Annotated in this window: 12 protein-coding genes; 3 read left to right on the top strand and 9 right to left on the bottom strand. The window is 41.5% G+C overall.

Annotated features, from left to right (window positions below; genetic code table 11):
• Positions 1-465: 465 nt before the first annotated feature.
• The 5 genes from GPM24_RS20440 to GPM24_RS20420 form a co-directional block, all read right to left on the bottom strand.
• Positions 466-2,832 (bottom strand): outer membrane beta-barrel family protein, encoded by a 2,367-nt coding sequence (locus GPM24_RS20440; protein ID WP_158829287.1) that lies wholly within the window; start codon positions 2,830-2,832, stop codon positions 466-468.
• Positions 2,833-3,379: 547 nt separating this feature from the next.
• On the bottom strand, positions 3,380-4,471 hold the full coding sequence (locus GPM24_RS20435; protein WP_233268918.1) for a DNA polymerase beta superfamily protein: 1,092 nt from the start codon (positions 4,469-4,471) through the stop codon (positions 3,380-3,382).
• Positions 4,468-5,220, bottom strand: coding sequence for a nucleotidyltransferase domain-containing protein (locus GPM24_RS20430; protein WP_158829285.1), 753 nt, complete (start codon positions 5,218-5,220; stop codon positions 4,468-4,470). Before GPM24_RS20430 ends, GPM24_RS20435 begins: the two co-directional genes overlap by 4 nt.
• An 18-nt stretch (positions 5,221-5,238) precedes the next feature.
• Complete coding sequence (locus GPM24_RS20425; RefSeq protein ID WP_158829283.1) at positions 5,239-7,788, bottom strand: polynucleotide kinase-phosphatase; 2,550 nt, start codon at positions 7,786-7,788, stop codon at positions 5,239-5,241.
• 4 nt (positions 7,789-7,792) lie between these two features.
• Entirely contained in the window at positions 7,793-9,235 is a 1,443-nt protein-coding gene (locus GPM24_RS20420; protein ID WP_158829281.1) for a 3' terminal RNA ribose 2'-O-methyltransferase Hen1, read from the bottom strand.
• Positions 9,236-9,446: 211 nt separating this feature from the next.
• On the opposite strand from GPM24_RS20420, the gene GPM24_RS20415 reads away from it, so the two are divergent.
• From GPM24_RS20415 to GPM24_RS20410, 3 genes are all read left to right on the top strand, one after another.
• The gene (locus GPM24_RS20415; protein ID WP_158829279.1) at positions 9,447-9,947 is read left to right on the top strand and encodes a hypothetical protein; all 501 of its coding nucleotides are present in this window, start codon (positions 9,447-9,449) and stop codon (positions 9,945-9,947) included.
• A 154-nt stretch (positions 9,948-10,101) separates the two neighbouring features.
• Complete coding sequence (locus GPM24_RS22440; RefSeq protein ID WP_500784482.1) at positions 10,102-10,212, top strand: hypothetical protein; 111 nt, start codon at positions 10,102-10,104, stop codon at positions 10,210-10,212.
• Between the two features lie 372 nt (positions 10,213-10,584).
• On the top strand, positions 10,585-16,797 hold the full coding sequence (locus GPM24_RS20410; protein WP_158829277.1) for an alpha-2-macroglobulin family protein: 6,213 nt from the start codon (positions 10,585-10,587) through the stop codon (positions 16,795-16,797).
• Between the two features lie 258 nt (positions 16,798-17,055).
• On the opposite strand, the gene GPM24_RS20405 is transcribed toward GPM24_RS20410, so the two are convergent.
• Genes GPM24_RS20405 through GPM24_RS20390 form a run of 4 tightly spaced genes read right to left on the bottom strand, consistent with a single transcriptional unit; the run spans position 17,056 to position 21,050 of the window.
• Positions 17,056-18,243: an adenylosuccinate synthetase gene (locus GPM24_RS20405; protein ID WP_158829275.1), complete on the bottom strand. Its 1,188-nt coding sequence runs from the start codon at positions 18,241-18,243 to the stop codon at positions 17,056-17,058.
• Positions 18,240-19,181 carry a hypothetical protein gene (locus tag GPM24_RS20400; RefSeq protein ID WP_158829273.1) on the bottom strand — a complete coding sequence of 314 codons (942 nt, stop codon included), beginning with the start codon at positions 19,179-19,181 and terminating at the stop codon, positions 18,240-18,242. The genes GPM24_RS20405 and GPM24_RS20400 overlap by 4 nt, the downstream gene beginning before the upstream one ends.
• Positions 19,182-19,185: 4 nt before the next feature.
• Positions 19,186-20,064: a hypothetical protein gene (locus tag GPM24_RS20395; RefSeq protein ID WP_158829271.1), complete on the bottom strand. Its 879-nt coding sequence runs from the start codon at positions 20,062-20,064 to the stop codon at positions 19,186-19,188.
• Positions 20,065-20,087: 23 nt separating this feature from the next.
• A complete protein-coding gene (locus tag GPM24_RS20390; protein ID WP_158829269.1) occupies positions 20,088-21,050 on the bottom strand; it encodes an ADP-ribosylglycohydrolase family protein in 963 nt (320 codons plus the stop codon).
• Positions 21,051-21,055 lie beyond the last annotated feature (5 nt).

The raw sequence follows: 21,055 nt of genomic DNA, 5'->3' as shown, positions 1-21,055 counted from the left end.
GGTTCGAATCCCTCCCTCTCCGCTAATTACGTTAAAATATAGCCTTTAAGATTATGTCAAGGGCTATATTTTAATGTAAATGCTTTTCAAGGGTGCAATTTAAGGAGCCATTTTCAACCTTGCATTTACCTTCATTGCTTTAGAATAATAACAGCAATTCAACATAATTACTTATTCTAAGAAGAATTTTTTTTTAGTAAGTAAAGCAAATCAGTATACAATATTGATTCTGCTGATGAACTTTCATTAATGGACTAGGCGGAAGACTTCTGGAGGTATGGAATTATTGTTTTAAATTAATGAGAGACCAATCTCGTCACCCATTTAATTCAAATTAAAACCAGGCGTTTAAAAACAAGCAATAAAGCCCTTCAGGTATACTGCTCCAAGCTCCGCTCTATTATACCTACTATCCGTCAACCACTTCTTCAATTTTTTTATAAATACTGGGGAGGCCAGAACATGCTATTTTTGAGCTCTTTTTTTCTCTTCAAAAGATATGTTCTTATTATTTCCAGACACCTTGGATCTTCCGAATAAGTAGGTTAGACCAAGGTTGAATGTTTTATAATCGTAATCCGTTTTTATAGTCTGCACAAAATCACTGAAACGTATATCATACGTGCTTGCCGTTCCCTTTAAAATGGATGAGCTTATTATCAAATTATTATTCAATAACTTTAATCTGGCTCCTGCTGTTAAATTACTTTGACCGTATGTGTAAACGTTTCCACCGGTTGAGGGAAGAGTTTGACTGTAATTAAGATAAAAACTCAGCTTGGGAGTTGCCTTGAAATTATTGTTGACGTTAAATGATGCAGAAGTTCCATTCTGAGTGGAAATGTTTTCTATTGTAGATTTTGAGGACACAAAGGAAAAAGAGGCGGTGATGCTATTGTCCCACCATTTGAATAATGCGCGATTAAATGATGCATAGGCCCCAAGGTTATCCTGAGATAGATAATTTTCTACCCTTGAAATCACTGATGGTCCGTTAACCGTTGTAATTGATGAAAATAAATCACTGGTATGCTGTGTAAATACGGTAAAAGAAAACATGCCTTTATATAAATAGCTAAGTTCTATATTGTTACTGTATGAAGGTAATAAAAGTGGATTACCGACGGAATAACTATATATATTGGAATAAAATGCAAAGGGGTTTAAGAAATTAAGGCCAGGACGATTGATCCTCCTCGAATAATTTAAAGAAAAAACATCGTTCCCATTAGCTTTGTAAATGAGATAGGTTGTGGGGAATAAGGCGCCATAACTACGTTTATTACGCTGGTCTAAAGTAGGCGAATAGCCATCCATAAAAGTATACTCATATCGTAATCCTGCTTTGACCGTCCATTTTTTTGATAATTCAGATTCTGTGCTGATATAGGAGGCCAAATTATTTTCGGTATAGTTGAATGCGTTACTGCGCGTCTTATCTAACAAGAAACTTTCGTGGATGTAATTATAATATTCCACATCAGCACTGTTATTAAAATTGGTAAATTTAATGCCTGTTTCTATGGTTACCCGTTTATAAGGCAATGTTAAATCTGACTGAAAAGACCAGATATTGTATTTCGAAAAACTATTATTTCGCACTGTAGCGTAGTTATTATCAGATTCAGAAATAAAGTCATTTTTTATTTCTGGTTTGTTTGTGAAAAAATTAACAGAACTATTTAATTTCTTTCCGGTCGAATCAATCTTTAAATCGTGATATATATTTAAAGTCTGCGTGAATAATGGTCTCGAAATTTCAGCTATGGTGTTCAAAACCGAGTCGACAGTATTGCCCGTATTAAAGCTGCTTTTATTATTTAAGGTAGTGCGCGCTTTGCCGTCTGATATATTATAGATAAACCCGACGTTATTTTGTTTGTTCAACTCATAATCTATACTCAAACTGGCCTGCAAATTTGGTGTAGTTGTTACACGCTGGCCGTTGCTAAGGATTGGGTTAGGCTGCCCGGTTATATCGTTCGACTCTTTTATAACACCGCGATAATTTGATTGATTAAATGTAAAAGAACTACTAACTTTTTTTGACCGGAAAAAAAGAGCCAGATTGTTATTATTGGAGCTGCAGGTTCGCTGTATAAACGACGAACTTAATGACCCACGCCATCCCAAAGACTCATTTTTCTTTAAAACAATGTTAATTAACCCAGCATTTCCCTGTGCCTCATATTTTGCCGGAGGGGTGGTAATAATTTCGATTTTTTCAACATTTTCTGACCGTAGTGTTTTAAGGTAGTTAGTCAGGTCCGTTCCACTCAAGTTGATTAGTTTTTCATTTATCATAACCCCCATACTTCCTTTACCAACCATAGAAACACTGTTATCGGAAACTGTTAAAAAAGGTGCTACGCGCAAAGCCTCAAACAGTGAAGAACCAGTTGCCATTATCGTGCTGTTTAGGTTAAATATTAATCGGTCAACTTTTCGCTGAAGAATAGGCGTTTTTTGAACGATTGTGACTTCATGCAACTTCTTTAACTCTACGCCAAGAACGATGTCCGTTAATTTAATAGAAGAACTGTTGAATTTAATATTGTTTAACAATCGAGTGTGGTACCCTATGCAAGTTATCTTAAGAATAAATACACCATTATTTAAATTCGTAAGCTCGAAATAACCTTGTTTATCACTCACGCCATATTTTACAACACTTGAATCTGTAGCATTTAAAACTGTTATGTTTGCATTTTCAATTCCCTTACCCACCGTTTCTATTATCCTACCAGAAATAGCCTGTGCTGCACTTTGATGAATAATGCTAAAAAACAAAAGAAAGCTTAATATACTTCCTCTATAAAAATACAACTTCATATAAGGTCTTGATTGATTTGGATATAAGACATCACCAAAAAGTAAGTGTTGCACTATATCAATGCTTCATCTAAACGCAATTCATATCAGTCTGATTGAAACCTAATGAATACCCCGAAATTAGGTTTCACTAAACCAGTAATTATTTAATAAAATAACATTAATTGTTTGAGCGATGGTCAGAACCATTTCTATCAACTTCTCTTTAAAGAAGTCTAGAGCACTCAGTAATGGCATTGTACCAGCTTATCTTAGGTTAATACTGTGGGGGGCGAGTAGAATTTACCACCTGGAGGTAGGTTAAACCCGAACGCTGGAACACTGATATGCAAAAGATGACAAGTGTTACCGACGCAAGCCAGAGTTTTTGACAGCTACCGTAAAGCACTGAAATAGCAGGTATTTGAGGCACAACGCCTCATGCATGAAATATGAAAGTCTACAAAATTTTATTTGCAAACTTTCATGTCTAGAAAGTTTCCCTACAATTAAAAACGGCTTAATTTTTAAAAGTTCGTTACACAAACTAAATTTAAACAATAGCGCGTCAGAGAGTTTGCCTTATGTCTCTTTCATAAAAGCACTTTCTAATTTGTATTAATATATCTTCTGCTGCATTAGTATTTGGCCGGTCGGGTAAATCGGACTTTTGGTACAAATCTTTAATCTGTTCCATCTTTTCATCTATCATTTTCATCAGCGCATCAAATTCAAATTCGCCATTTCGGACTTCTAGCAGAAAGTCTCGGTCAGTTCGATGCACTCTTATTTCACTATACAAAGCAATTTCTTCGGCCATATTTAGCAATCGGAAAGTATGCATCATGTTCTTTGCATCATAACTTTTTCCGTGCGAAAGTGTGCTTTGATAACGACGCTGGTTGCGCTTTTCTTCCCAAGTCTTATATTCCCGATATTCTCGACAATATACCGAATATCCATCTTTGTTAAAATTCATGACAGCCAAAGGTTCTATAGTTTTAGGAACAGAACTTAGCTGCACATCATCTGCATCAGTTCCAGATACAATGCCCCGAAACCAAGTACCATCAGTTAATTGAGATTGGTGATATAGCAGGTAAACATCACGAAAGTGCGACAGATCTGTTAAACCGCAATGTTGCTGCGAATAACCTGTTTCGTTAAGCCACTCTTTTAGCGGCACACTTCCGTTTCCATGAACCACGTAACAAAAATCCAGTACAGATTTGCGTTCGCTATCCAACGGCTTGTTAATCTTTTTATTGAGCCCGCGTGCTTTCTTAATTTGCGTTTGCGCATACCCCGCAAACGTGTCGAGGCAAAGCTTTGATAAAAAGTCTTCGGCTTTAATCAAACTCAATAACGGATGCTTATACAGAATGAACTGCTGAGGTGTACTCAGCAGTTCTAGTATATTAGGATTGTTCTTGGTAAGCAGTTCCAGAAAGCGACCTATCTCGAAGTACACTTCATCATTACTATCATTGCCGATTTGCTCTTGCCTGTTGAACCCATATAATTGATTTTGCGGCATGATAAAGATGCCCTTCTTATCGGTATCAGAACCTGCAACTTTCAGGTTATAAGCTGTGCTACCACTGATGCAATCCAGTAAGATGAACTGCTTTTGCCGCTTGAATTCGGAGTAAGTCATCATGTTATAGCTCGTCTAAAAAGGTCATCTAATTCTTCAGTTGTCTGCCTGGTACTATTTAGCAAAGGCACTTTTTCTTTGCAATAGGCGAGCGTTAAAGTAAGCCAGTCGTTCAGTACATCGACTGGTGCTATCAAGGCTTTTTCATCTGCTGCTTGTTTTATAAGCATTATTGTGTCTATACCTTCCTGCACATCCTGATTTTGAACCAAGTTCCTTAAAGGCGTGAACTCCATAGGCGGCACGCTTTGCTTTTCAATAATCCACAAACAAGCTAAAGCCGGGCGCAGGGCATAAAAATAGCGTTTAAGCTTCACCTGTTCCGCCTGTAAATCCTGCATGAGCGTATTATGTGCCATCGACAAATAATGATTAGCGCTTGCCTTGGGCGAAAAATACTTAGGCATCAATGCTTTCAATTCACCGATAAAGTCATTATCCTGCTGGTATACAATAGGCGATTGCAGCCACTCGTACAGAGGGCTGTTCGACTTCAGGAAAAGCTGCAGTGCTTTCTTGACGTCCCAGCCGCTGATGTCCAGCACTTCATTTACCGGCAAGCCTAAAGTATCGGAGATGTCAGCTATCCGCAAATAATCCTCCGTGCGCCTGGCATAGATAAAACGTACATCAAAATCGCTATCCGGCGAGGCAAAGCCCCAGGCCCGGCTACCTGACTCGCACGCGTAAATTATTTTTATATGATGAAGCTGCTCTAGTTCGAGCAACTTCATCCTTATAGTTTCATTCATGATTATAGTAAAACTAATTTATAATCTTGGGTCAACCGGCTCGCTTTCCATCGCCAATACACCAAATACGCATTGGTGTACGCGCCTTAAGGGCTCCTTAGCAGTAAAGCGTTTCAAGCCTTCTACGCCCAAAGCGAACTCACGGAAGGCCAGCCCTCTTTTGGCGCCTAAACCCCTGGCCTTTAAGCGGCTTATATTTTGCGACTCAGTATATTCCGGCCCGTAGATGATGCGCAGATACTCGCGCCCCCTAATTTTTATAGCGGGCTGTATCAAGCCTTTTTTGTTGGTGGTGATAAAATTATACGGTTTTACCACCATCCCCTCACCACCTTTTTCCGTTAAGGTCAGCCACCAGTCGGTTGTAGCCTGCACGCTGGCTGCGTCATCCAAGTCAACAACGCGGTAAGGTGTTGCCACAAGTATGGCTGGATCGGCCAGGCAAACGCGTTTAATTTCTTCCATATGCCATTCATGGTTCTCGGTGGTCCACTGTTTACCCTCTGTTGCCAGGATGTGAAATGGTGCCAGCTTATAATCCTCTAAGCTATTTACCGGCCAGCAGTAACGCTGATAAGCCTCTACAAAAAGGCCGGCTTCTGCTTGTCTGGCTTGGTAAGTATCAATTAACTCTTCAGCAGCACCGCTTCTCCTCGCAAACTGGCCCAGCACTTCACAAACCTCAGCCAAGGCATGCGTTGCTGCTGAGCCTACCGCCGCATACTGAGTTTCCAACAAGGCCTGTGCTTTGGCGCTCCAAGGCATCAGCTCCGTATCCAGGCATACCCAATCAGTATTAAACCGTTCATAAAAGCCGGAGACAGTCAACGCTATGTTTAGCCGCTGTAATAGTGCTTGTTCAGTGGCTTTCTCGTTGAAGAATGCTCGCCCCGTACGTGTGTAAACTGTACCTATACCTTCATCAATAATACCGAAGGCTTTGCGAATGGCATCTTCATCTTTACCCACAATAACCACAGCACGCGAACCCATATGCTTTTCCTGACATACCACCTTGCCTGCGCCGTTTTCTTTATAATACTCAAAAGCTTCGGTCGGAAATTCCAAGTAGTCGTCCAGTATACTCGTTTTTGACGGACTCATAGTTGGCGGCAAATAAATGAGCCATTTTGGATTGATGGCAAATCGGCTCATCACTTCCAATGCTGCAATAGCATTTTCTTCGCGGATGGTGATATTGTTTCCATATTGAGTTTCTACAATTTGCTTTCCTGTAAAATCAGCTATATCCAATACATGATCGTTCTCGTGCTGTAAGTTCAGTTCAGCTACAGGCGCTTTATAATCCAAGGGCCTTACCGGTTCGCAATAAACCTGTGCCGCCTTTACGGAAATCAATTCTCTTTCCGGATACCGCAAAGCGGTTAACGAGCCACCAAACACGCAACCTGTATCAATATCAATAGTATTGTTAAGCCATTGTGCCTGCGGTACCGGCGTATGCCCATATACTACAGTTGCTTTGCCTTTATACTCGCTGGCCCAGTTATAGCGGATGGGCAGGCCAAACTCATCTATCTCGCCAGTAGTTTCGCCATACAAGCAAAATTCCCTTACGGCGCCCGAACCACGGCCTTGCATGTTTTCTTTCAACCCGGCATGGGCTACTACCAGTTTACCGTCATCGAACATATAGTGGCTAACCAATCCATCTATAAAGCGCTTCACTTCTTCCCTAAACTCCGGCGTTTCATTACTCAGCTGTGCGATGGATTGTTCCAACCCATGTTTAGGCTGCACATTCTTCCCATTGAGCCAGCGCATCAGTTTTACATCATGGTTACCGGGTACGCAGTAGGCGGCACCGGCTTTGGTCATGCTCATTACTAATTTCAGCACTTCGGGTATTTTAGGCCCGCGGTCTACCAGGTCGCCTGCAAATACAGCCTTGCGGCCTGCGGGGTGCAACCATGTGGTGCCATTATCGGTGTAACCCAAGCTGGTAAGCAGTTGTGTTAATTCATCGTAGCAGCCATGAACATCACCAATGATATCCAATGGTCCGGTTTCCTGCTTTTTGTTGTTGTACAACGGATCGCGGATGATTCCAGCAACGGTATCTACCTCCTCCTGTGAGCGGAGCTCAATGATATGCCTGAAACCTTCATACTTCAGCTTTTTAAAGCTTCGTTTTAGTTGCGAAATATGCTGCGGAATTACATGCGGCCCCATATTGCGGTCGCTGCGCAGCTTATTACGTTCTACACAAACCTTTTCCGGCACATTGATGATGATAGCAACCGGTAGTACATGGTACTCGCGGGCCAGTTTTATCCAATCACGCCGGGCCTCTTCTTGTACGTTAGTGGCATCAACAACGGTTAACAAGCCCCGTTTCAAACGCAATCCAACTACGTATCGCGCCAATGCAAAAGCATCCGATGAAGCTGCCTGGTTATTTTCATCATCGCTTACCAAGCCACGGCAGGTATCTGACGATACAATTTCGGTAGGCTTAAAATGCTTTTTAGCAAAAGTTGATTTTCCAGATCCGGTAGCGCCCATCAGCACTACTAAAGAAAGTTCCGGTATTTTTATGGTTGACATGTTGTTACGCTTCTAATGTTTTAACTACTGTATCTGCTGCATGACCGGTATAAGTAAACACGGCCATCTGGCTTAAGGCACCTACTTCTTCGTCTACCTCGCCAACGGGTTGGTAGGTTACAGTATAACCATGCTCATGTGCGATGCGGTTACCCCAATGGGCAAACTGCGCCCGGGTCCACTCAAAACGGTGATCGCTATGGCGCATTTTGCCTTCCTCATGATTAGCAAACCGTACATTATACTCGGCATTGGGTGTAGTAACCACCACAGTTACCGGACGTGCATATTCGAAAACTGATTTTTCGAGTGCCGCAAGCCTTGGTTCATCCAAATGCTCAATCACTTCTACCAGTGTCGCCGCATCAAAACCTTCCAGCCGCTTGTCTCGGTAAGTAAGCGAGCCTTGTATCAGCCGTATGCGCTGGGCCTGACGTTCGGGCATCCGCTCCAGCTTTAAGCGCTCTTTGGCAATCTCGAGCGAGCGGTAACTTACATCCATACCCAAAATGTACTCAAACTGCTTTTCAGGTATCAAAAGCTTGATGAGCCGGCCTTCGCCGCAACCCAAATCGGCTACTCGCTTGGCACCCGATTGCAGTAACACTTCTTTCGCAGCCAGCAGCCGAAGTTCATGAATTCTCATTTTGGGCTCTTCAACTTGATTCGGCGCTTCTTCCATTTCAGTAACGCTTTCTTCCTCATCACTTTCATCCTTGCTCAATAGCACACTTAATGCCTGATTGGCCAGTGAACGCTGGTTTTTTAAATAGCGGCGTACAATCATTTCTTTTGCAGGATGTGCTTCTAACCAGTCTTTGCCTTTTGTAAGCAGCTTTTCTATTTCGTCTTTAGATACCCAGTAGTGCTTATCGGTATCGCAAACTGGTATAAGTACATACAAATGTGAAAGCAGTTGTTGCAGGGTAAGGTTATGCTTAAGCGTTACCGTAAAGTACCGGCTGTTACCCCATTCCGGAAAAGCCGGATCCAATTCATGCCGGGTGCATATTACCTCATAACCCAGCGGTTCAAACAGCATACGCAAAACATCTTCGCCACCTTTAACCGGAAGAACGGCTATTGTAACTTCAAAAGGCATAACTACCAAAGGCAACTCCGGTTTGTCTTTACACCTGCCATTTAAGGCCGATGAATACGCCTTGGCTATAACCGCGCTCATGAACGAACTGGCTACATAAGGGCGATCGTTTACATACTGTTCCAATGCAAAGTCATTTCCCTTTGGGCCTTCACTGCGTACCAAGCCAACCGGGTCAATATCCAGTAACAATGCGGCTGTACACTTCTGTTCGTTTACTTCCGGATAAAATATATGTGCCTTACCGGCAGATATCTCTACTGTTTGCAATTTATCCGGATGCTTGTGCAGCAAATAGCCCAAGTCGGTGGCAGGCGAGTGTGTGGTGGTAATTGTTAATAACATCAGGTTAAAGATTGAATGATTAATATAAAACTATTCCCTTGCTTAGGCATGCACGGTTCTTTTTTACAGCCATGCATGCCAACAACGCTACAAAGATTAGCAGCAGGTGCGCAGCCTTTTTGCGTAGTGAAAAATATTATAGAATATTTTATATAATTGTGGAAAGTACTGATTGCCTTTACCTGCTTCAACAAAAAATCACTGTTTCGGAATGGTCCTGACTTATAACAAATGCAAAATTACAATAGAAGATAATTTTATAAATTGTGTATATGCTGGTCCTTACGATCGAAAAAGCTGGCAAATAACTCTTACGGATATGCATATTTGCTACAAAGAAGAAAGTGAAGAGGAAGTAACTTTTACTGTAGAAAATATCAAGGAGCTGCAATTTGAAATGGTTAATGGTGGAGTACGCTATCAAGATATCCCAGCATGTATTGCATACGTAATTCTTAAAGCTGACACCAATCCGCAAAAACTGTTTTATTTTTCAATTCATGAAGACTATGTACTTTTAAACCAAACGAAAGCTTATGATTTTTGCAATCAAATTCTGAAACACATAGGTGAACGGTATAGTATTCCAATAATTTATAAGCTATCGGTTGATACTAAAGAGAAGCAAAATATTTCTGCTTTCGTAGCAGTATATCCCTTTATTCTCTTTGCAATAATAGCGTTATTGTATTTCCTAACACACCAACAGTAGCAATAAATTTAAATGGATTTTTCCGTATGACTCATTTAGGCGTTAAAAGATGTTCTTAAACAATATTTTCAACCCTATACCTGTCAACCGCAATACTTTAATCCGCTACCGCATCATAGATAAATACCTGCGCAACTGTTAAAAGAAATAGACATTGAAAGATTTGATTGATACCTGTTCTAACGCTTTGTATGAGGTTGGAGGGATTGACAAGTGCGTAAGCCACCCGTCGGTACAGGACGATACGAGATGTTTCAATAGGTAAACTGCCGAAAGATTACAAATCATTCCCTGCAATAAAAAATATCTAACCATTGAAAGATGGGTGGTTCCAAGTTGATCTACCGCACTATGCAAATTTTAATTCTGTCGTTGCAAACTTGCACTAAAACGCGTTTACTTTAAGAGGATAGCCGGTAGTAATTAGGTTATTATACTTACAGTTATATTCAAAGGCTCTTTAATAAAAATTGCATCTGCATGCCTTTATAAATCTTCGTCCACTTTTAATAGCTATTATGATGATATTGCAATACGGTAATTGATGAAGCATAAATATTTATAAAAAGTTTTATGGAAATGTGCTGGCATATGCATCATTGATATAAAACTAAATTGACAATCTAAACCTTGTATCATGAGATTTCTAAGTATTAGTTCGTTCTCTTGCGTTCTTACTTTTTTTCTTACCCTTTATTCTTTAACCGGCTTCGGCCAGGGTGATCCAAAATTTTTAAATAAACACAGCTTCCAATTATTGGAAAAAAGTATTCGAGAAAAAAGCCAATTATTACAAGTTGAGCAACAATTAGAAGCTGTAAAAAGGCAGTCTATTCAATCTCATAACTATATCAGTTTAGCCCGCAGCCTTTATGATTTGATGAAGATACGCGACCTGCGTACAGAAGATACTTTATATTTCCGTAACAGCGCAGTTATAGATACATTGTTAGAAAACAAAGCAACTTGGCCTGAACTTAAATCCATCTTGTATTTGATGCGTGCGCAGCGGATCGGCCGGTTTGATAGCCGGCCGCGCAGATTTAATGAGGCTGCTTATCGCATAAAATCACTAAAGCCCGATTATGCAGCCATGGATCGTAAGCAACGGGATAGTATCATAGATGCAAACCTGCATGTAGCGCTTAAATCACCCGATTTTAAAGCAAGCGGCGATAAGCTTTTATGGCTATCCTCTAACCCCGAAGTTTTCTTGTTCAGTCCTTCGTTTCAGGACATTGTCTTATCCGAACGGATAAATTTATTGGAGCTTAAGAGGCATCTCAACGACGAGGGAAGCAAGAATTTTCAAGGCTGGCTATCATTGTCATCGGCCGGTTTCTTAAATAAGTTGGATAGCCTTGCACTTTACCCTAAAAATAAAACCGATGTACTGGTTGCTTATCACAGCTGGCTTTTGTCTCATAAATCTGAGCCAGAAACGTATTCTTTTATCGAATCTCTTACCCGTAAATACATCTATTTATCTGTCCCTTCCGATTCGGTAATAAGGCAAGCTTATGTTAGGTATTTACAACAATGCATTGCGTCACCATATTCGTTAGCTAAAGCTCATGCCGTTTATCAGCTTTGCCTTATTTTTAATGAAGAAGGCAACAAATATGCCCGTTTTGGCGACCGTTATAACTATTACCTTCCCTCTTCAAAGTTTGACCCGCAATACCAATTCTACCCTGCAAAAGCTTTACAGTTGTATGAACTGCATAAAAATTTAATGTACCAGTATCCCGTGTTCAACAAGGTACTTAATTTGATGGTTCAGCAAATCAGGTCAGCAGGCGTTCGTATTGAAATGGAAAACCAGCATTTGCCAGGAGATGCCATTCCAATCAGAGTTATTTACAAAAATACAGACTCACTATTTTACCGCATTATTCGTATAGGTGCAGATGAGCATTCCGGGAACGGGCGCGTTCATGCCACAGCACAGTTATTGAACCGGCAGCCATTGGCACAAGGCAACTTCGCATTGCCATTGCCTACGGATCATAACAGCCATGCAACATACTTAAAGCTGCCTGCTTTGCCCAGCGGCCATTACCGGCTTTTGTTCAATTACCTACCCATAAAAGTAGATGGGTATGATCTTAATAATCTGGCTTTTGAGGTTACTTCAATTACAGCCGTTAATACGGACGAAAAAATATTCATCCTGGACAAGAAAACAGGTTTTCCGCTAAGCGGGGCACGTATCAGGGCATTTAAAAAAGGGACTGCTATTAATGCTGTAGCACTAAAAAACATTGATAAACGAGGCTATATAAACATTGCAGATGGTGTGGCAGACAGCCTTAACATAACTTATAATGGTGACACTACAGGCTATCAATTTTCCATCCGGAATAATGATTTGCGTGATGATGTATATAATAAAGTTGATTATGACGACCTGGCCGAGTTTTATGACGATAAGCTCAAAATGGAAATTTTTACCGACCGCAGCATTTACCGGCCAGGACAAACCGTACATTATAAAATTATTTTTTTAACAAATGATTCAAATACCGGCAACCGAATTCTGTTTAACAGCGAGAACGTGGGAAGTACCGTTTTGAAAAACTGGCTTAAGAATAAACTGACTTATGCTAACAACAAAATTACACTCAATGACCCTTTTAGGAAAAAGATTGATTCAACAGCGTTAAAGATAAACGAGTTCGGCAGTTTTGCAGGCTCTTTTATAATTCCTAAAACGGCTGCTACCGGGAACTGGCGTATAGACGGAAGCCTTGGTACTGATTATCAGAACAGTGGTGAATTTAGTGTGGAAGAATACAAAAGGCCCACCATTGAGCTTAGCATGGAAAAGCAAAAGAAAATGCTGCTGCCAGGCGAACCTTTTATTATCAAATTAAAACTTCGCTCATTTAGCGGAGCTGATCTTGGCAATATTCCTATCACTTACACCCTTAACAGAAGCGGCAGCATTCCCTCCACAAATACTGAATCTGTTAATTATGCCAGCAAATATATCACCATGCAGTTATTACGCCAAACAGGCTACACAGATGAAAAAGGAGAACTGTCTATGGCCGTAAACGACACCATTTTAGCTAAAACCAGACTAACAGATACTAAAGTATGGAACTACGATTATAACATTAATGCTACAGCAGTTGATGCAACAGGCGAAAGCACTGAAATTAATGAGTCGGTAAATATTTCATCCCGTCCGGTAAAAATCAATATTCCTTTAAGTAAAACCTATGACAGGCAGGCGATTCCTATTTTAAGTGTCAATACTTCGGCTGATTTTGAAGGCGAGGCAGGACGAAAAGTGAATGTAAAATTGTATAAAACCAACAACCCTGACGCCGATAAACATCCAAATAAGGAGGTTGATCAGTGGTATTTTAAAGAAGCTGAATGGAATACATGGTTTCCGGACAAAGCTACGTCACCAGCAGTAAAACAGAAAAAAGTTCTTGTTTTGGATACCATCATAAATACGGCTGCGTACGAAAAGCTTTTGCTTCGCAAAGAGAAAGTAACAACAGGCTTCTACCAATTGGTGGCTACAACGCAGAACGATAATAACAGAACTATTGGGCAATTAAGTTATAATTTTAATGTGTTCGACAGTAAAACTGGCGATACCCCTGTTGACGATATTGATTACTTACTATTTAACACAGCAAAGCCGGGCGATGTGCTAACCTGGTATAGCTCAGGCCGAAAAAAGAATTATACAATTTACCAGATACTATATGTGGATGGTAAGCGCAAAAAAACGGTCAAAAACATTTATCAGACTGTAACAGAAATGCCCGGCGTTAGGTTGTGGAAGTATCAAATACCTGATCATGCAACCGGCCAATTGGTTCTTAACCGCATTACCGTAAGCAATAACCATATTTACAAGCATGAGAAAACCGTGTATGTTACCAGCGTAAGTGGTTTGGCTCCGGATATTATTGTAGAAAAATACCGGAAAGTGATGGCACCCGGTGCACAAGAGACTTTTAAGATATCCATTAAAACCCAAAATAATAATGTGGCTGCCGAATTAATGACTACTCTATATGATGCATCTTTAGACAAACTAGAGGAGCATCGATGGAACTTACCCAATACAGCAGATGCTAACCATTATTTAAACACCTATTGGGGCTACGCACTTACTACCACAAAAAGAGCAGGTAATTATACCGAAGAAACAGAACGGGTAACCCTACGTGATATTGGAGTGCCTCCAACAGACATGCTTTACTCAGAATTAAGAGGACGCGTGCCCGGCCTGAGTATAACCAGTGCCAGCGGATTAAATGAAGTAGTGGTGTTAGGTTACGGAACTGTACAACTGAGAGAGCTAACGGCAAGTACGGCAAGCCTGGTAACACTACGCGGAGCAAGTACAATACAGGATTATAAGCAGCCTTTGATTATTTTGGATGGCGAAGTGTTTAATGGAGATTTAAATAGTATCAATGCTTCGGCAATTACGCAGGCCTTAATTTTAAAAGGAGCCGACGCATCGGCGTTGTATGGCTCAAGAGCCGCTCAGGGCGTGTTGATTATCAGCACAAAAGGCCCCATTGTATTGCCCGGTAACGAGGAGCCGGTAGTTAAAGTGAGAAAAAATTTCAATGAAACGGCCTTCTTCTATCCACAGGTACACGCAGATAAAGACGGCTTCTATACCTTCAGTTTTACCATGCCCGAAACCGCTACAGAGTGGAACTGGAAAATGCTGGCTCATACCCGTAAATCGCAATTTGCATACTTAGAGAAAAAACTGCAGACGCAATTGAACTTAATGGTTCAGCCGCATATGCCGCGCTTATTATACCAAGGTGACAAAATTAAATTACAAAGCCGGATAAGCAATCTGGATACCATGGCCATACAAGGAAAAGTAACTTGTAAAATAGAAGATGCTGTAACCGGAGAAGATATTACTGCTGTAATGACAAATCAGACTTGGCAATCTTTTAACCTGAACAGAAAGAGTTCGGGAGCCGTTTCTTTTATGTTACAGGTGCCGGCACAGCAAACCAATCCGCTTAAAGTTGTAATTAGTGCCGTAAGTGGCAATGCGGCTGATGCAGAAGAACATATTTTGCCGGTACTCTCAAAACGCATCTTCGTCAGACAAAGTCAGCCAGTGCATTTTGAAAATCAACCTGCTGTAACCATATCACCCATTAAGCTACCTGCTGATGCTACCCTGCAGGGCTTAAGCATCTCTATTGCTCAAAAACCCCAGGCTTCGCTGATTTACGCTTTGCCCTGGCTGGCCAATTATTCATATAACTGTGCAGAACAAATATTTAATAAGCTAAGGGCACAGGTTACTGCTTTAAGGCTAATGCAAAAAGACACAGCTGCCCAAAGCGCGTTCAACAAAGCTTCCGCTTTTATACAAAAAGAGGACACCAATCGCGAACAGCTACCAGATGAACTAGCCGACGAAACCATGCCTTGGCTGGCTATGAGCAGGCATACAGCACACCAACAAAAACAACTTTTCCATTTGCTGGATACCAATGTAAGCAAAGTTACTATTGACAAGCACCTAGATAAACTTTACCAACTACAACAACCAGATGGAGGGTTAACCTGGTTTGAAGGCGGCGAAAGCAATGCATACATATCCGCTTATATTCTTGCCGGTTTTGGTCAGTTAAAACAAATGGGATGGCATCCCGCTGCTCGACGAGTTAAACTACACAATGCATTTATTGAGCGATTATACAGATATCATCAAAATTTATTAAGCACCTCTGCGCTGGATTCTTACAGCAATCTGTTTCAGCTTTATGCCATGTCTTATTGGAATAAGGATTATCCTTTATCAGACCAGCAGTTACAAAAAGTAAATCAAGTGCTTACTACCCGATTTCAGAAAATAAACACCGTTGATTTAGCGCAACAAGCATTGTTAATTATTAACACGTTAAAGTACACGGCTACAGGGTATAGTTTAAATCAAAAGGCACGCCGGCAACTCGATGATATCAGGCAGCAGGCTATAGTAGATGAACCGAACGGTTTGCGCTGGAAAGATATTGCCGATGCTGAAGAAATGAACAGTTCGGCCGAAGAGACAATGGCGTTACTTGCCGAAGCCTTTGAACTTAGCGGGTTACATAAAGAAGTACAACCAGGCATACTTAAATGGTTGCTGGCAACTAAATCCGAAGAGCATTGGCAAACTACTAAAGCTACTGCAGCAGCCATTGATATGCTGCAAAAAGAAAAAGGTGAAACTTTAGGCAAAGTAAAAGTCTTTTCGGCCCAACTTGCAGGGCAGCGGCTATCTGTTTCGGATGGATTACTAGACGGGCAACCCGTGGCTTTTACTCCGGTAAAAGAATTGCCGCAAAATATTTCCTTACATACGGCCGAGACTGATGTAAACGGCGCATTAACCTGGTATTATTTTGCAGAACCAATTAAGTTGGATACGCTCAACAAAGCAATTAAAGTAAGTAAGCAATTTTATGTTTACAATAATGATAAAGGCTGGGTACCGTTTACATCTAACACAATATTGAAAGCCGGCGATAAAGTTCAGGTGAAGCTAAGCGTTGAAACAGCTTCGAGGCTGACTTTTGTTCATATCAATGATCCAAGAGCAGCAGCCTTTGAGCCAAAAGAAACCAAAAGTGGCTATCATTATAGCGGTGGCCTTGGTTATTATCAATCCATAAGAGATACCGGTTTAGACCTTTTTGCAGAAGCTATACCAAGAGGTATTTCAGAGATTACCTATGAACTGATTGTGGCTCATGACGGTGAATTTACCAGCGGACCGGCAACATTGCAGTGTATGTACAAACCTGCTTTAACAGCCTACAGTAGCACTGAGAAAGTTAAAGCAGATTGATTATTATAACATAAAAACAATCAGAAGCCCCATTTAACACTCAATTGTTAATTGGGGCTTCTGATTGTTCTGTACACTTGAAATCAACTATGGTTAATTAAATTGAAAATTGATGAACTCCGATTAATAAAGCTTAAAAATATTGCTTTAAAGCGGTGTTTGGGGTAAGCTTATGTTCTGTCCGTTTCTATAATCAGGTAAAACATATAACTAGTTAGCCTAAGAAGCGGCAGCAAGTGGATGACTTAACAGAGCATTTCAAGTTGTTATACAGTCTGCATGAGGTCCTCTACTATTTAACACTCGCTCAAATGGATACCCAATGAGGAGAGGCAACTTATACGAATCAGTTATTGTTAGTACATTATCGTCCAGGCAAGGCAAATGAGTTTCATCAAGCTGATCAAAACAAGTAAGAATTAAGTTTTTGGGCAAACCTTTGCTGATTGTATTTTCTACCTGCAATGCATATCTTACTTGATCCAAGTCCAGCGGACCAACGCGAAAGTTCCCCTGATGCTCATTAACTACGTTAGTTTCCTGTTGATTATTGGTTAACTGCAGTGCATAAGCTGCACTGTTAAACGGCCCTTCACCATGGCGGGTATGGTAAGCCCGGCTTATGTAATATAGCTCGCACGCTGAGAACAGGTTTTTATGCCGGTTAATGATTTCTAAAGCATTTCTGGAGGTGGTATAGCTGCGGGTTACATGTGGAAATCTGCCAAAATCCATATCTAGCAATATACCCTGTGCACCTTCAAAAACAAAAGTTTCCCACTGCTTACTTTGCAAAATAGTTTCTTCATCCGTAATATAAAAATATTGGTTAAGCAGTGTACCGAACGTTTCTATATAGTTCATAAACCTTGCATCTTCAGGTTCATGCTCAAATTCGCTAAAGTCCAATTGAAGTTCGGCTTGTGACTTAGCTTTATAGTAATTGCGGATAAAAATGAGCTTTTGCACACACTGCTCTGGCTTTAGCAAATCCTGAACGGTAAGCTGCGTTCCGGCTTCATGCCGTTGTATGGTGTTGCCAAAGCCCATGCCACAGCTACCATGCCGGGCATTTCCGCGTTGCTGCTCCTGCAAGCGGTTATATAACACATCATAGTGCGTAGTTACAGCGCAGTGCCGGTCTAAGTACAACTGCGGCATGGCACCGATCTGGCTCAAAGCGCGATATTCGTTTAGCATTGCAGGCAACGAGAATGTGCAATAGGCCGACCAGTAAGTGGCCGCCCCACGTAAGGTACCTGCACCAAAGCTGGAAAACACATGCCGGCGGCCATCGGGCATGCAAACGGTATGACCCGCCTGTTGCCCACCGTTGAAGCGGATGACCAACGGACGGGCAGACTGGCTGCAAAGATAATCTGTAGCCAGTCCTTTCCCCTCGTCGCCGTAACCCAGGCCAACTACAATGCTTGCTTTCCTGCTCATAATTTAAATATGCCCGACAGCCAACCACCTGCTTTTGTCGGCTGCTTTGCAACTGAGGTGTTAATTTTCATCAGGGCATTACCTACTGTGTTTGCTGTTTTATTATCAAAAGATTTTAGAATATCGTGCATATCTACGCCATGTATCACGGCAACCGTTGTGGCTATAGTTTCAGCTATCGCATTATAATCTTCCAATATAATTAGCCGTTCGCCAAGCATATCTTTCCAGTAGCCTATCACCTCCGGGTCGTTCTTATACGAAGCTTCGTTGATGTGAATGTGGAATACATGATAACTGCGCTGCACTTCTTCTAAAAGCTGCCTGTCACTTACATCTTGTGCTTCGGTATATCCCATTAAAGCTTTCATTCGTGCGCTGTCCAGTTGATCCCAGTTAGCCTCATCGCCAATGGTAAACAAAAAACCTTTCTGCCCACGCTTCTCAAAACAATCGCAGCTGGTATGCCGGGCACCGAAAAGCCAGGCCAACAGGTAGGATTCCCGCTTCTGCCCACCACCGCCACCTTCCAGGTACAGGCCGGTTAACCATTTGTCTAATTCTTCGGTACCGCTTTCAAACTGGCCAACTTGCAATGGATAGTGGTCGGTAATATGGTCGCCGATACCGCCAAACAATATTTGGGGATGCGCAACGCCGTGATCAATCAGGGTATTCATCAATGCTCCCAACTTTTCGCGTACCAGCACCTCGGGAATGCGGCCCATACTGCCGGTCACATCCAGCATTACCATAATAGATAACGATTCGGGGTGAACGCTTGAATCTCGGCTTTCTCGAAAGTGTACGCCGTTAGGCAGCATATCAGCCGGGGCCATGCCTGCTTTGTTGTTAGCAAAAATATCATTCACACTGGCACCAGCACGAGTGCCTTTCAGATGACTGTAAGCATCATCAGACCAATTGGTATATCCCATAACATTAAATATTTAAAGGGTGAAACTGAGGTTTTCCGAATAATTGCAATAACAACTGCCTAAACTCCTGGTAGGTTTGATAGCTATCGTAATGCGGGGTAATTAAAAAATCTATCAGCTGCGGGTTTATGTTCTTTTTAAGGACGACTCCATTGCCCGATTTATCGCCCAACATATATAAAGCAGTACGCTGAGCCAGACTCATGTCAACGTATTGAATGGCTTTTTTTTGATCGAAAACAATGGCAGGATACCAGTTTAAGTATCGGCCCGACAGGCTCTCAGGCTTTGTGTTTAAACGGGTTAGATGATAAAATGAGGTACAGATAATGCCATGTGTTTGGGGCACAATAAATATAGATTCCGGATTGATCCCTAAATGACAGTAACCTATTTGATGCAACCAAGTTATAAATTCAAAAATACGGCTGAGTATCCAGTTAGTATGTTGATGAGGGAAAATCAGATGCGTTAAAGGCAGCATCGGATGTTCGCTATTAACTATCAATTCACGCCCTGAAAAGTTCATGCTTTTAGGAAGATACTTTTTGAAGTGATTGGCGGTATCATCGTTAATACTCATTAGCCGCTGATAGTTTTCATAAGACCGGTATAGCAGATCAGGATCGCCTTGAAATGTTACCTCGTCTTCCTCATTTCGCACGAATTTGCCTGCATCATCTTCACCATGCCAGTATTTGTACATTTCGTCGCGAAACTGATTCATCATGGCTACCGCTTCGCCAGCACGCGGCAGATGGCAAACATCGGGGTGCAATAACTTTATCAGCCTGGCATATTCTTTTTTGAAGCTGCTGATGCTGAATACATCTTCAGCCTGGTTAGCAAATAGTATCTGGTTAATGATCTGTTGCGTTTCCATAATAATACTGGTATATTTTTTCGTTAAGCCCGTGCCCCGCCAGAATGTGATTGATTGAAAAGTCTTAAAGCAAGGTCTTCGATATCATCTCTTCTTGCCAGGGTCAGCAACCAATTTTGCGGTATACTATCAAATCCGTAAAGTAATCCGGCCAGGCCACCGGTAACTGCAGCCGTTGTATCTGTGTCTTCGCCCAGGTTCACAGCTTTTAAAACAGCTTCAGTATAAGTGTTAGTAGTAAGTAAGCACCAGATGCTGGCCTCTAACGTGTGCAGCACGTAGCCGCTGCTGTATATCTGATCTTCGTCAATCATATCTATCCGGTCTACCAGCAGGCGGATGAAAATTGAGATTTCGTTTTGGGGTACAGATAATTTCCTTAGCGTGTCTGGAAAAGTTTTTTGCAAGCTTAAATAAGCTTCCAATTTTGGCTTCCCCTGCAACAGTTCCAGCGCAAATTCCAGATAGTAGAAACAAGCAATCACGGCCCGTATGTGCCTGTGCGTTACCGACGAGACCTGTTTGATGATTTCGAACCTTTCTGTAACCGGCTTATCTTTTATGTACACGATTAAAGGCAGGATACGCATTAGCGAGCCATTGCCGTTTGCATTCTCGCCTTCATCGCCAGCTAACTCGGGGGATGCTCCCTGCACCAGGCTATCAATTGCACGTTGGGTGGTAATGCCCACATCGAAAACTTCACCAGTAGCCGTCCAGTAATTATGGTTGCGCCAATTGATAAAATTTCGGGCTACCTGTTTTAAATCAAAGCTGGATGCTATGCTTTCGGCTAAACAAAATGTCAGGGACGCATCGTCTGAAAAAGTACCAGCAGGTTGATGGTGCGTACCGTACCCAGTCATGCTGGTAACCGGATGTTGTTTCAAATAGGCTCTCTGCTTAAATTCTACAGGTACGCCCAGTGCATCACCTACCGCTACGCCAAGTAATAAACTTTGACAGGCGTTTAAGGAAATTTCCATCTCAA

The organism is Mucilaginibacter lacusdianchii, from assembly GCF_009770985.1.
Classification (GTDB): Bacteria; Bacteroidota; Bacteroidia; order Sphingobacteriales; family Sphingobacteriaceae; genus Mucilaginibacter; species Mucilaginibacter lacusdianchii.
This window is presented reverse-complemented; position numbering and strand designations above follow the sequence as displayed.

Coding starts and splice junctions, on each gene's coding strand:
- GPM24_RS20440 (WP_158829287.1), bottom strand. CDS start 2,832: ATGAAGTTGTATTTTTATAGAGGAAGTATATTAAGCTTTCTTTTGTTT.
- GPM24_RS20400 (WP_158829273.1), bottom strand. CDS start 19,181: ATGGGATATACCAATTGGTCTGATGATGCTTACAGTCATCTGAAAGGC.
- GPM24_RS20430 (WP_158829285.1), bottom strand. CDS start 5,220: ATGAATGAAACTATAAGGATGAAGTTGCTCGAACTAGAGCAGCTTCAT.
- GPM24_RS20390 (WP_158829269.1), bottom strand. CDS start 21,050: ATGGAAATTTCCTTAAACGCCTGTCAAAGTTTATTACTTGGCGTAGCG.
- GPM24_RS20395 (WP_158829271.1), bottom strand. CDS start 20,064: ATGGAAACGCAACAGATCATTAACCAGATACTATTTGCTAACCAGGCT.
- GPM24_RS20405 (WP_158829275.1), bottom strand. CDS start 18,243: ATGAGCAGGAAAGCAAGCATTGTAGTTGGCCTGGGTTACGGCGACGAG.
- GPM24_RS20410 (WP_158829277.1), top strand. CDS start 10,585: ATGAGATTTCTAAGTATTAGTTCGTTCTCTTGCGTTCTTACTTTTTTT.
- GPM24_RS20415 (WP_158829279.1), top strand. CDS start 9,447: ATGGTCCTGACTTATAACAAATGCAAAATTACAATAGAAGATAATTTT.
- GPM24_RS20425 (WP_158829283.1), bottom strand. CDS start 7,788: ATGTCAACCATAAAAATACCGGAACTTTCTTTAGTAGTGCTGATGGGC.
- GPM24_RS20420 (WP_158829281.1), bottom strand. CDS start 9,235: ATGTTATTAACAATTACCACCACACACTCGCCTGCCACCGACTTGGGC.
- GPM24_RS20435 (WP_233268918.1), bottom strand. CDS start 4,471: ATGATGACTTACTCCGAATTCAAGCGGCAAAAGCAGTTCATCTTACTG.